This window comes from Arthrobacter sp. YC-RL1, from assembly GCF_001454985.1.
Classification (GTDB): domain Bacteria; phylum Actinomycetota; class Actinomycetes; order Actinomycetales; family Micrococcaceae; genus Glutamicibacter; species Glutamicibacter soli.
Genome location: NZ_CP013297.1, coordinates 3,541,089 through 3,553,691 on the forward strand (window position 1 = coordinate 3,541,089; position 12,603 = coordinate 3,553,691).

Consider the following 12,603-nt stretch of genomic DNA (forward strand, 5'->3'; position numbering starts at 1 on the left):
CGACGACTATTTGTGAAGCCCGAAATGGCCAGGGCACACGGCTGCACCTACGCTGGGAGAGCGCGGCATCCGCAGCCCGCACCGTTCCAGCCAAGGAGTACCGTGAAAATTCTGCTGATCAGCTGCGGCGACGTGGCCACCGAAGCCGGGCTGCGCTTCGCCGCCCTCGGCCACGAGGTGACCGGATGGCGCCGGAACAGCTCCAAGCTGCCCGCGCCGCTGCACGGCCAGGACGTCGATTTGCAGGGCGACGAGCCCTGGCCGCGGATCGACCCGGAAACCCGGATCGCGGTGCTCACCCCGGTGCCTGCCAGCCGCGACGTGCCGGGCTACGAGCGGGCCTACCTGCAGGTGGCCGGCAAGCTGGTCGGCGCACTCAAGGAGCAGGCGCCGCAGCTTGAGCGCATCATCTATGTTTCCTCCTCGGCGGTCTCCGGCGGAGACCACGGAGACTGGGTGGACGAGTCAACCCCTTCGGAACCCAACCGCGAAACCTCGGTGGTGCTGGCCCGCACCGAGCAGGCACTGCTCGATTCGGGACTGCCGGTGACGGTGCTGCGCGCATCGGGCATCTACGGCCCGGGACGCAACCACCTGATCACCCAGGTGCGCAACGGCACCGCACGGCTGCCTTTCGGATCCCACTGGACCAACCGCATCCACCGCGACGACCTGGCCCGGGCCATCGTCCATGTGGCGGAACTGGGCGACCTCGCCGAGCAGCTGTATCTGGTGACCGACAACGAACCGGCGCAGCTGGAGGACATCTTCACCTTCCTGGCCGGCGAGCTGGACCTGCCGATTCCCCCTGCGGCCACCGAACCCGCCGCCCGGCGCGCCGCGGACCGCAGGATCGATAACTCCAAGCTGCTGTCCACCGGCTTCACGCTGGCATTCCCCGGGTACCGCGAAGGCTACCGCTCGGTGCTGGCCGGGGAATCATCGCGCCACCCCTGAGCAGCGGTTAAACGTAAACGAACCGGCTTGCACGACCCGAATGGGTGCGTGCAGGCCGGTTCGCCTTTTCACGTTCCGGGTGTGGACCGAAACGGGCTAAAAACCCTTGCGCAGCGGGTTGAAATGGCGGGAAATGGCCGGTGCGGCCTGGCCGGTGATCTGGGCGGCAAGGATCTTGCCGGTCAGCGGGCCGAGGGCGACGCCCCACATGCCGTGCCCGCCGCCGACCGAGACGCGCGAGGAGGAGGTCTGGCCAACCAGCGGCAGGCCGTCAGCAGTGCACGGGCGTCCGCCGACCCATTCTTCCTTGCGGTTCTCCCAGTTGATGCCTTTGTAGACCGGGGTGGCCGCTGCCACGATGGCCTCGATGCGCTTCGGTTCCAGCTTGTGGTTGACGTCGCGGAACTCCATGGTGCCGGCCACGCGGAAGCGGTCGCCGAGCGGGGTGCAGGCCACGCGCTGGGACGGGAAGTAGATCGGGTGGGTCGGCATGCTCTCCGGTTCCACGGTGAACGAGTAGCCACGGCCTGCCTGGACAACCACCTTGACGCCGAACTTGGCCGCCAGGTCGGTCATCCATGCGCCGGTTGCCAGCACCACGTGGTCGGCGGTGATGGCGCGGCCCTCGGAACCGATCACGGTGACCGATCCACCGTTGTCGCGCACATCGGTGACGTTGAAGGCGCCGATGATGTCGCCGCCGCGGGCGACCACGGACTCGGCGAGCGATTCCATGAACTTCGGCGGGTTCAGGTAGCGCTGGCCCTTGATGGCGATGCCGGCGGCAACGTTGTCCGACAGGGTCGGCTCGATGCTGCGCAGCTGGTCCCCGGAAAGCAGGTCGAAGTCGACATGGCCACCGGTCTTGTGGATCATCTCGAACTCATGCAGCAGCGCGTCGCGGTCCTTCATGGAAACGAAGCCGGTCAGGAACGGGTCTGCAGGCTTGGTCAGCTCGCGGGCGCCCGGTCCCGCGGAGGTGTCTTCGGCGATTTCGTCGAATGCGTCCAGGCCGGTGTGGCCCACCTCGGAGAAGATGCGCATAGCTTCTTCCCACTTCTTCGGGGTCGAGTGCCAGGCGAAGCCGAGCAGGAAGCGCAGCAGCTTCCCATCGGCCTTCAGCGGAATGTAGAGCGGCGAAGCTGGATCCAGCATCATCTTCAGGCCGTTGGAGAACACCGACGGTTCGGCGATCGGCAGGGTCAGCGCCGGGGTCAGCCAGCCGGCATTGCCCCACGACGAGCCGGAGGCCACGCCGCCGCGGTCCACGACGGTCACCTTGACGCCGGCTTCCTGCAGGTACCAAGCGGTCGACAGGCCAACGAAACCTGCGCCGACAACTACAACATGATCAGGAACAGCTGCACCCATGATCCACACTCCTAAGTTTTCAGAGCCCCTCCACACGGGGCCGTCGCAACTCACTTTTGCGTGAAACAGGGCGAAAATCAACGAGTCCTGAGGATTCGACGGTGAGCGATGACACACCACCCTGTGATCTGCGTTTTATACGGAGGTCAAACTCAAGCGCCGCATTTATTTCGGCCAATCACGCTTCGACGGATAGAAAGCCTCCGGAGCACCGCTGATTCGCACAGTTGGGAGTCGAGGATTTCGCTGCCTGCGTAGACTGGAGTGGAATCATCTTTCCTGCCTAGCTAAGGAAAATCAGCAAACTTATGGCATCACGCAAACCAGCCAAGAAAAAGCAGTCGCAGGGCCATCCAGCCCGCCGTGAAGGCGCAAGCTCGGTTCCCTTTGAATCCGAGGTCCGACAGGATCTGCAGCCTTTCAAGTCCCAGCTCTTCCGCCATTTCCAGGAAGAGGGCCGTCCTGCCAGCGAAACCCGTGCGGCGCTGGAAGGACTGACCACGCTGCTGACCGTGCACGCCCAGCTGCGCAAGTCCGTGGACGTGAAGACGCTTGACCCTGAAGTTCTCGGCGAACAGCTGGGCCATCTGTCGTCACTGGGCAAGGAAGTTGCCGAGGCCAGCGCGGCGATCCTCAAGCACTATTTGACCTTCCTGGGCACCACCGCCAACTTCGGCGGCAGCGTGGATGACTTCAAGCAGACCTTCGAGTTCCTCTCCCGCATGGCCGGCGATTCGCCGATCATCGCACCGTTCCTCGAAGACGACGAGGCAAACGCCGCGCTGGAATCCATGCCGTACGTCTATGCCGCCCGCGAGCTGGTCAACTGGGTCGGCGAAGGCAAACCCACTTCGCCTTCGGGCGTGCTGACCGGCCAGACCCTTCAGGATGCGGCGTCCGCACTGGGCCTGCTGATCACCGTCGACGAGAGCGCGGAACCCGCGGCGGCCGGATCGGTCCTCTGGGAGCCGGAAGACGGCACAACCGTATCCAGCCTGGCCGAAGTCCCGCGCCTTTCGGCCTACTGGGACGCGCTGATCGGCACCGCCATGCTGCGCTACCAGGCACCGAACGCCATGCCGACCGAGTCTTTGGCCCAGGCATTGCTCGGCTCGACCGGCCCCGGCTCACGCCTGGTCAAGGAACTCATCGCGGAAGTCCTCTTCTCGCACGTGCTGATCAATACGCTGGAAACCCCGGGCCAGTCGACCATCGCGGAAATGACGGCCGGCGTGCTGAGCAACGCGGCCTCCAGCACGCCTCCGCGCACGGAGTTCGCGCTGCAGGTTCCAACCACCGACGACCTGCCGGAAGAGCAACACCACCTGATCCCGAGCCTTGAGATTGTCATCCCGCAGGTCGAAAGCCTGCTGCGCAATTTCGAGCGCGAAGGGCTTGTGGTGATCGACGAGGAGATCACCGTGCCTGTCGCTCTGCGCTCCGCGCTGGAACGTGCGCTCGCCAAGGTTTCCAACCACGTACTTGGCGGCAACGCGGAATCCGAGGATGCTGAGGCCGATGTGGCCAAATAGGGCGCATCGCGGAAAACCTTAAAGGCTGAAGGAGTGCGACAGATGCGTCGCACTCCTTCAGCCTTTATTTCCTTGAACAAGCCATCCGCTAGATGCTGCGGGTTGCCAGCTCGCTTGAGTGGCGCGGCAGGCGGTCGAACCACGGGTTCTCGCCTGGCTTGCCGACGTTCACGATCAGGAACGACTTGTGGTTGTTGTCCGCGTTGATGGCCTGGTCGACAGCAGCCTTGTCGAAACCGCCCATGGGGCCGGCAGCCAAGCCGACGGCGCGCACGGCCATGATGAAGTATCCGGCCTGGAGCCAGGCATTGTTGTTGCCCACCGCGGTGCGCACGTCGGGATTCTCGAACATGGACTTGCGCTCTGGAGCGTGGGGGAAGAAGCTCGGGAATTCTTCATGCCACTCGGTGTCGAAGGACAGCACCGCCAGCGCAGGAGCGGTCAGCGCCTTCTGCGCATTCGTTCCCGACATGGTTCCAGCGATGGTTTGCCGTGCTTCGTCCGATTTGACCCAGGTAATGCGAAGCGGCTGATTGTTCATCAGCGTAGGACCCATCTTCATCGCGTCGTAGATGGCATCGAGGGTTTCATCGGATACTGGCTCATCGCTGAATGAATTCGCGCTGCGGGCTTCGAAGAAAAGTTGATCGGCGGCAGCCGGATCGATCGAAAGTGCTTCGTAGATGCTGGATTCAGCTTGAATGGTCATGGGCTCGCTTTCGCAGTTTTCACGGATCCTTGGTGAATAGGATATAAAGTTCCCGTGCCGCTATTGCCGCTTTGTGAACACTGTCACTAGAATGCGCATAAGCCCTGCGTTATAAAAGGTACGTTACGTCACTTGCGGACAACGGCGTGCGATGGGGGCACAACGCCGATGAAAGATCGTCCGCTCAGTAACGCAACGTACCTTTTAATCACCCTTGGTCCTTCGTGGTGCCACTCGCAAAACACCACCAAGTACCTAACCGGTGATCGGTCTTCACCGATACATCTATAACTTATCGTGTCTGCAAGAATTGCGAAATCATACTTTAGTAGGAGGGTAGGCCTAGAACGGGATACTGGCCGTCAAAATCCAGCGCCCATTGCGCTCTGAAGTATTGAATCTTCCGCCGAAAGCCTTCATGCGGTCCTCCATGCCGATAAGGCCGCTGCCGCCGATTGGCAAGGAAGATTTTCCGGAGCTCGAATCCGTGGTCTGATTAGTAATCTTAAGCCGTGCCTCGTTGCCATGAACGGTCAGAGAGATGGAGCATTCACCGCCAGGCAATGCGTGCTTAATGACGTTGGTCGTCGCCTCCTGCATGACTCGATAGAGCGCGGTTTGCGCCGAGCGCGGGAGGTCGGAAATTTTTTCCTCGGTGTGCGAGGACACAACAAAATTCGCCTCACGTAGCCGTTGGGAGAAAAGCTCGACGCCCTGGACCGCATAAACCGTAGTTGCCGCTGGCTTGTCGGAGGCGCTCACGGCCGGATCCGCCATGGTTCCATCCGTACGCAAGACATTGAGCATCAGGCGCAGGTCATGAAGAGTTTCGGTACTGAGCTTGGCGATAACGTCGATTGCATCCAACGCCATCTGTCCATCATTGGCGAATTTTGCAGCCTTGGACTGCATCGCAACTACAGTGATGTCATGAGCCACGATGTCGTGGAGATCGCGTGCGATATTCTTCCGCTCGTCTTCGATGGATTGCTGCGCCCTGCGGCCAGCTTCTTCAATATCTTTGACTGCTTTGACGTTCCGTTCACGCAGAACGAAGATGCTCCGCGTCAGCGCGAAAGACAATGCCGCAAACGGTGCCACCATAAGAATTAGGATCGCATCGTCACCAGCTCTTGCAATGAACTGCACCATCCAACCTACAAAGAGAGTCAGGTACCAAACGCGAATTTGCTTGGATGATGCTGTTGCAGCCAATGCCGAAAACGCCACAGAAGAAAGCACTATCCAGAGGAGAAGTTGCCCATTCCCGAAGAAAAAAAACGCTGAGGCAATATAAATACCCAAAGACGCGCCAACCCAGCGACGGCCAATAATCAGCGCCGTACAAAGCACCACTCCTGCTAGCGCTCCACGGATCGCCCTCTCAGGCGCTTCGTTAAATCCATCTTGAAGTATGGTGATGATCTCGGTGGCTGAAATCGCCAACAGTACTGCGGTGCCACCCCAAACAACGACACCCCGACCAGCAAACTGCTTGGTCAGGGTGTCTTTCAGCCTTGCTTTCATACGCCGAATACTTCACTGGCTAGATGGTGAAGTCAAGCAGATGAAGTTCTTAGCAGGCCAGACCGTAGTTCTTGCAGAACCAGTTCGAGAAGTCAGTGCCCCAGCCAGCTGGGGTCGCAACTGCGCCACCCTTCGAGATCAGCTGGCTGCCAGCGGTTGCGGCCGATGCCGGAGCTGCAACTGCAGTAACCGGCGCAAGTACCAATGCCGCTACCGCGAGCATCTTCAGTGCCTTCATAACACACCCCATGGTTGAGTATTCTTATATATAGTTTCGAGTGAGCAGTCCGGACCTGGCCTGCAGTATCTTTCTAAGGAAACTGATGGAGCAGATCAAAGTGCTCATCGTCGACGACGAGCCTCTAATTCGGAATGCGCTGGGCACAATCCTAGCAACGGATCAGAGAATTGTAACGCTTGAATCTGTAGATAACGGATTAAAAGCGGTTGAATTTTGCCGGGACAATAAAGTCGACGTTGTTCTGATGGATTTGCAGATGCCGGTCATGGACGGCGTCGAGGCTACACGCGAAATCAAGGCCACTCGAAACAGCCCCGCAATCCTGGCCATCACCGCCTTCTCCTCGGACGATTACCTCGTCCCCGTGCTGGCTGCCGGAGCCGGAGGCTACTTGGTCAAAGACACCGAACCGGCTGAGATCATCAGCGCGATCCATGCGGTCCACAACGGAACCGCAGCCATTTCCCCCTCGGTTTCTTCGGATCTCGTCTCCGCAATTCAATCGGCATACCGGGACACCAGTCAGGAAGTCCGGGATCTGATCGAGGATCTCGGCCTCACTGCGCGCGAGGTGGAAATTCTGAACCTTCTGGCGAACGGACTTAATAACACTGAAATCAGCCGAAAATTGAAGATTTCAGAAGCCACCGTAAAAACGCATATGGCCAAGATCTTCTCCAAGCTCGAAGTTCGCGACCGCGTCCAAGCGCTGGTCGCCGCTACGCGCATGGGCCTCATCGAGATTCCACGCGATCAGTAAGCAGCTTCGCCGATGGTGAAATAGGTCTCCTAACACGCCTTCCCGGCAGGTGCCGGGAATAGATTTGTGCCGAATACGTTGAACATGAGCATAGACCGCTCAAGTTTCTACTAGGAGGTTCACTTGCCAGCATTCTTCGGCTCACCCGACAACGGCTCGTTCGAGGAATTCCTCTCCCGGTTCCTTTCCTCGCGCGCTCAAGCTGCCCGGCCGATCGATATCACCCGCCTGCTTTCCGCACGCACCCATGAGGCAGTCACCACCGCAGCCTCGATTTCGCATGAGCACGGCCATGACGAAATCGATTCGCTCCACCTTCTCATTGCGCTGTTGCGCACCGAACCCATCCGTTCGCACCTCGAAGCCATGGGCACGGACATCGAGTCCCTGTCCAAGGATGCCATCGCCCACCTGCCGCAGAGCCAGGACCAGCAGGAGAAGCCGACCCGGCTTTCCTCCGCCGCACAGCGCAGCCTGTTCGACGCCTACCAGGTGGCGCGCAACTACGGTTCGACCTACATCGACCCGGACCACCTGTTCCTTGCCTTCGTCTTCAACCCGGAATCCCCCGTCAGCAACCTGCTGGCCCAGCACGGGATCACCGGCCAGTCGCTGCAGCAGGCAGCCATGGAGCAGGTCCAGCGCGCCCAGTCCGGCCAGGCGCAGGACTCCGAGGAGTCCGACGTCTCGATGCTGGAGCGCTACGGCACCGACCTGACCGCATTGGCCGCGGACGGCCAGATCGACCCGGTCATCGGACGCGACGACGAGCTGGCCCAGGTCATCGAGATCCTGGCCCGCCGCACCAAGAACAACCCGGTGCTCATCGGCGAAGCCGGCGTGGGCAAGACCGCCATCGCCGAGGGGCTGGCCCGCGCCATCGTGGCGGATGAGGTCCCGGAGCAGATCCGCGGCGCCCAGCTGATCTCCATCGACCTGCCCGGCATGCTCGCAGGCACCCGCTACCGCGGCGACTTCGAGCAGCGCCTGACCGGCCTGCTGGAAGAGGTCGCCGACGCCGAGGGCCAGGCCATCGTCTTCATCGACGAGATGCACCTGCTGGTCGGCGCGGGCTCGGGCGAATCGGGCAACATGGACGCCGCCAACATCCTCAAGCCGCGCCTGGCGCGCGGCGAGCTGCATCTGATCGGCGCCACCACGCTGGACGAGTTCCGCAAGGTGGAGAAGGACTCCGCGCTGGCCCGCCGCTTCGGCAAGGTCACCGTGGAGGAGCCGTCCCAGGAGATCGCGCTGGCGATCCTCGAGGGTCTGCGCGAATCCTACGAGGACCACCACCAGGTGCAGTACACCCCTGAGGCGCTGAAGGCCGCGGTGAGCCTGTCGGCCCGCTACTTGACGGACCGCCGCCTGCCGGACAAGGCGATCGACCTGATCGACATCGCCGGCGCCCGCCGTTCCATCGCGGCCGGGGACACCGAGGACGTCCAGGGCCTGCGCGCCGAGCTGGTCGATGCAGAGCGCGACAAGGCCCGGGCGATCTCCGAGGAGCGCTTCGAGGACGCCGGAGCCTGGCGCGACCACATCACCGCGCTGAGCGAGCGCATCGCCGCGGCGGAGCAGGCCGGCGACGCCGGTATCACCCGCGTGGTCGACGAAGCCCAGATCTCCGAGGTCATCTCCCGCTCCACGGGCATCCCGGCCTCGCGGATCTCCGGAGACGACAAGGCGCGCCTGTCGACGCTGGAAGAGTCGCTGCACGCCTCGGTGATCGGCCAGTCCGAAGCCGTGGCTGCGGTGGCCCGCGCGGTGCGCCGCAACCGCACCGGCCTGTCCCCCGCCCAGCGCCCGATCGGCTCCTTCCTGTTCCTCGGCCCGACCGGCGTGGGCAAGACCGAGCTGGCCAAGGCCCTGGCGACCAACCTGTTCGGCTCGGCCGACGCGATGATCCGCGTGGACATGAGCGAATACGGCGAGAAGCACACGGTGGCACGCCTGATCGGAGCGCCTCCGGGTTACATCGGCCATGACCAGCCCGGCCAGTTGACCGAAAAGGTGCGCCGCAACCCGTACTCGGTGATCCTGCTCGACGAGATCGAGAAGGCCCACCCGGATGTGTTCAACGTGCTGCTGCAGGTGCTTGACGACGGCCGGCTGACCGACTCGGCCGGGCGCACCGTGGATTTCTCCAACACGCTGATCCTGATGACCAGCAACCTGGGCGGCGAGTATCTGGCCAACAAGGCAGGCAACTTCGGCTTCACCTCGGCCAATGCGGCCAGCGAGGCCGGGGAGATCCGCGCCAAGGTGATGGGCAAGGTGCGCGAGTTCATGCGCCCCGAGTTCCTGAACCGGCTGGACGAGGTGCTGCTGTTCAGCAAGCTGAGCCAGTCGGAGATCGGGCAGATCGTCAAGCTGGTGCTGGCCGAAACCGGCGAGCGCCTGGCCGACCAGGAGCTCTCGCTGGATGTCAGCGACGCCGCTGTGGCCTGGCTCGCCGACGAAGGATACGACCCGGAGTTCGGCGCCCGCCCGCTGCGCCGCCTGGTGCAGCGCAAGGTCCAGGACGCGATTGCCGACCTGCTGATCAACGACGCGGTCGCCGCCGGGGACACCATCGCCGTGGACTACGCCGACGGGAAGCTGAAGGTCGCCAAGCAGGTCGCGCCCCCGGCTCCGCCGGCAGCCGAGGAAAAGGTCATGGACTTCTTCGGCAGCTAGCCAGCGCAGCCAGACCAGCGAAGGGCGGCCTGCGGGAACCGGCAACGGTCCCGCAGGCCGCCCTTCGCCGTCCCGGTCAATTGCTTGCGTTGCCCTACCCAAGATCCCCGCGCCCCGGTAGGTTGGTACCCATGGCGAATATCGGCATGATCACTCTCGATACCCTGGACGAGCAGTCTGCGGCTGCCTGGTGGCGGCTGGTGCTGCACGGCGAATACGCGGGCCAGTACCCCGGCTTCACCATGCTCTCGATTCCCGGGTTCCCGGCCAGAATCGGCTTCCAGCAGGTCGACGAGGTGACTGAAGGCAAGAACCGGGTGCATCTGGACCTTGAGGCCAAGGCCGACCGTGCCAAGGAAGTCGGCGAGCTGCTGGCGGCCGGGGCCACCCTGGTCGAGGAGCACACGGATGACCCCGACTTCGGGTGGAGCGTGCTGCGCGACCCCTTCGGCATCGTCTTCTGCGTCTCGGATCCCCACGGGGACTAGTCTCATGGGCCTTTTCTCCAGGAAGACCGAGCAGCCGGCAACCCACCGCATCGATGTGCATTTCGCCCAGCCGATGACCGTCCGCCTGCGCCAGCAGCAGGAGCAGGCCCTGCTGGAAGTGGCGGCGGCCAAGCAGCAGTGCGCCGCGCGCGTGGTCGCTTCGGGAACCGCGATCTCGGAGCACGAGGAACCGCTCTCCAGCGATGTGCAGTTCGAGGTCTCCTGCCCGGACCTGAAGAAGCTGGTCGCGGCCCTGAGCGGTTGGCTGGTGGCCAACGGGCTGGCGCGCGGTTCATGGATCGAGGTCGACGGCGAGCGCACCGCGCTGGGCACCAGCGAATACGTGCTGCTGCGCACTCGTCTGGCCGAGGAATCAGATGCGGATCTGGAAGCAACCGTGCTGGCGCTGCACCGTGCGCTGGGCGACGGCACCATCGGATGGCATGAGGATGTCTATTTCCGCTTCGACGGGCCGGTGTTCGTCTTCAACGGCGACTCCGCGCAGGCGATCCTGGACGCGCTGGGCGGGGAACTGGTCAAGCACCCACTGCTCCGCAAGGCCGAACTGGTGGCAGCGGCCCCGGCCAGCTAGCGTATTTCCAGCCGCGTTCGGCGAATTGTTCATTTTTGCGTGCAAAGAAGGCTCTTCTCGGCCGTGCACATAGACTGGAGATTCTGTAATATCGTTGGAGGTCGTCATCCGAATCCGCATTCTGGGCCTTGCAGTTGCCGCAGCATTCCTGCTGTCTGGTTGCAGCTCCACCCCGCCACAGCAGCCCGAGGTGGCTCCCCCGGCAGTGGGTTCAACCGCGTCGAGCCCTGCCGCCGAGGCCGTAGCACCGTCATCTACCCAGTCCGCAGAACAATCGGTGGAACCACTCCGGAATTCCGGGCAGGACTGGGCCGACGAGAAAATCCAGATGTGGGTGGACAATTCCGGGATCAAGTCCACCAAGGGATTCCTGTACCCCTACAACTTGATGACCGGCTGGACCTCGCCCAAACCCGGAGTCATCGACATCAAGCTCGCGAATGACATGGTCTTCAACAAGGACGGAATGCAGGAGTCCTACCAAGGGCCGACCGATGAGCTTCGATTCATGGGTCTGATCATGTTCGAGAGCATCGGCAAGGACTCGCCCGAACTTGAAACCATTACGTTCTCCACCGAAAACAACAAGTACTCAGGCACCTACACCCGCGCATTGACCGGGGCCGATCCGGAGGACCGCGAAGCCTGGGCGCAGGAGAAATACGTCCAATGGCTGAACAGCATGAACGACACCTACGAATCGTTCTGCAAAGCGGAAATCACCAGCCTCAAGATCTACCGTCAGTGCATTCCGAGCGATCCGCATGCCTACATCGACAAAGTTGAATCTCCCGCACCCGGTGAACTTGTGGTAACCCTCGAGGATGGACCATGGATGGACGGCACCTACGATTTGCCGGCATCAGGGTTTGTATCCAGCAACATGATGATCCGCATCAACGAAAAGAACGACGGTCTGCAGCCTTTGGAGAAACTGACCGTCACAGCACGCGGCGGCGAAGACACCAGCGTCGAAGAATACGATGAGTCCATCAATGGCTAAGCCATCTACGCTGGTCCCATGAGCCTAGAACTTTCAATCCCGGTTGAATCCGGTGCGGTCAGCGCCCTGCTGGACACCGCGGATGATCCAACCGCACTGCTAGTCGTAGCGCACGGCTCCGGAGCCGGCAAGGACCACCCGTTTATGGCTGGCTACGCGCAGGCGGTCGCCGCACTGGGTATCAGCGTCCTGCGCTTCAACTTCCCCTACATGGATGCAGGCAAGAAGTTTCCGGACAAGGCGCCGACGGCTGTCTCAGTATGGAATCACGTGCGCGACTGGGCCGCGGAGAACCTTGCCGGCGATCTTCCCATCTTCGCCGCCGGCAAATCCTTCGGCGGCCGCATGGCATCCGTGGCCGTGTCCGAGGGAATGGACACCGCAGGCTTGGTCTTCCTCGGCTACCCGCTGCATGCGCCGAAGAAAGAGGAGAAGCTGCGCGACGAGCACCTGTACCCGTTGCAGGTTCCGATGCTTTTCCTCGAAGGCACCCGAGATCCCTTCGCCAACCCGCAGATCATGGCGGATGTGGCATCCAGGCTGAATAACCGCACCGAACTGGTTTGGTTCGAAGGCGGAGACCACTCGTTCAAGGTGGCACGCTCGGGGCGCACCCCGGAGCAGGACGGGTCAGGTCTTGCCCAGGCCACGGCTCGCTTCATCGAGTCCGCCCTCGGCCGTCGCGACTAAAATTCTTCATGCCCTGCCAATGGCTCTGGCCCTGCCCGGAAACCGGGCAGGGCC

General features: G+C 62.3%; 12 protein-coding genes. 8 read left to right on the forward strand and 4 right to left on the reverse strand.

Going from position 1 to position 12,603, the window contains the following annotated elements; translation table 11 throughout:
* Positions 1 to 102: 102 nt before the first annotated feature.
* Positions 103 to 957 carry an NAD-dependent epimerase/dehydratase family protein gene (locus tag ATC04_RS16295; protein ID WP_047118046.1) on the forward strand — a complete coding sequence of 285 codons (855 nt, stop codon included), beginning with the start codon at positions 103 to 105 and terminating at the stop codon, positions 955 to 957.
* 96 nt (positions 958 to 1,053) lie between these two features.
* On the opposite strand, the gene ATC04_RS16300 is transcribed toward ATC04_RS16295, so the two are convergent.
* On the reverse strand, positions 1,054 to 2,328 hold the full coding sequence (locus ATC04_RS16300) for an FAD-dependent oxidoreductase (RefSeq protein WP_047118047.1): 1,275 nt from the start codon (positions 2,326 to 2,328) through the stop codon (positions 1,054 to 1,056).
* A 308-nt stretch (positions 2,329 to 2,636) separates the two neighbouring features.
* On the opposite strand from ATC04_RS16300, the gene ATC04_RS16305 reads away from it, so the two are divergent.
* Positions 2,637 to 3,860, forward strand: a complete 1,224-nt coding sequence (locus ATC04_RS16305) for a hypothetical protein (RefSeq protein ID WP_047118048.1) — start codon at positions 2,637 to 2,639, stop codon at positions 3,858 to 3,860.
* An 88-nt stretch (positions 3,861 to 3,948) separates the two neighbouring features.
* Here ATC04_RS16305 and ATC04_RS16310 read toward each other — a convergent pair whose 3' ends face one another.
* The 3 genes from ATC04_RS16310 to ATC04_RS16320 form a co-directional block, all read right to left on the reverse strand.
* Complete coding sequence (locus ATC04_RS16310; protein WP_047118049.1) at positions 3,949 to 4,569, reverse strand: malonic semialdehyde reductase; 621 nt, start codon at positions 4,567 to 4,569, stop codon at positions 3,949 to 3,951.
* Between the two features lie 342 nt (positions 4,570 to 4,911).
* Complete coding sequence (locus ATC04_RS16315) at positions 4,912 to 6,096, reverse strand: histidine kinase (RefSeq protein WP_047118050.1); 1,185 nt, start codon at positions 6,094 to 6,096, stop codon at positions 4,912 to 4,914.
* Between the two features lie 49 nt (positions 6,097 to 6,145).
* A complete protein-coding gene (locus ATC04_RS16320; protein ID WP_047118051.1) occupies positions 6,146 to 6,334 on the reverse strand; it encodes a hypothetical protein in 189 nt (62 codons plus the stop codon).
* Positions 6,335 to 6,419: 85 nt separating this feature from the next.
* Here ATC04_RS16320 and ATC04_RS16325 point away from each other — a divergent pair, with 85 nt between their 5' ends.
* The 6 genes from ATC04_RS16325 (at position 6,420) to ATC04_RS16350 (ending at position 12,549) form a co-directional block, all read left to right on the forward strand.
* Complete coding sequence (locus ATC04_RS16325; protein WP_047118052.1) at positions 6,420 to 7,097, forward strand: response regulator transcription factor; 678 nt, start codon at positions 6,420 to 6,422, stop codon at positions 7,095 to 7,097.
* A gap of 123 nt (positions 7,098 to 7,220) precedes the next feature.
* On the forward strand, positions 7,221 to 9,776 hold the full coding sequence (locus ATC04_RS16330; RefSeq protein WP_047118053.1) for an ATP-dependent Clp protease ATP-binding subunit: 2,556 nt from the start codon (positions 7,221 to 7,223) through the stop codon (positions 9,774 to 9,776).
* A gap of 131 nt (positions 9,777 to 9,907) precedes the next feature.
* A complete protein-coding gene (locus ATC04_RS16335; protein WP_047118054.1) occupies positions 9,908 to 10,264 on the forward strand; it encodes a VOC family protein in 357 nt (118 codons plus the stop codon).
* Positions 10,265 to 10,268: 4 nt separating this feature from the next.
* Positions 10,269 to 10,856, forward strand: a complete 588-nt coding sequence (locus tag ATC04_RS16340) for a hypothetical protein (protein WP_047118055.1) — start codon at positions 10,269 to 10,271, stop codon at positions 10,854 to 10,856.
* 94 nt (positions 10,857 to 10,950) lie between these two features.
* A complete protein-coding gene (locus ATC04_RS16345; RefSeq protein WP_157359298.1) occupies positions 10,951 to 11,859 on the forward strand; it encodes a hypothetical protein in 909 nt (302 codons plus the stop codon).
* 18 nt (positions 11,860 to 11,877) lie between these two features.
* The gene (locus ATC04_RS16350) at positions 11,878 to 12,549 is read left to right on the forward strand and encodes an alpha/beta family hydrolase (protein WP_047118056.1); all 672 of its coding nucleotides are present in this window, start codon (positions 11,878 to 11,880) and stop codon (positions 12,547 to 12,549) included.
* Positions 12,550 to 12,603 lie beyond the last annotated feature (54 nt).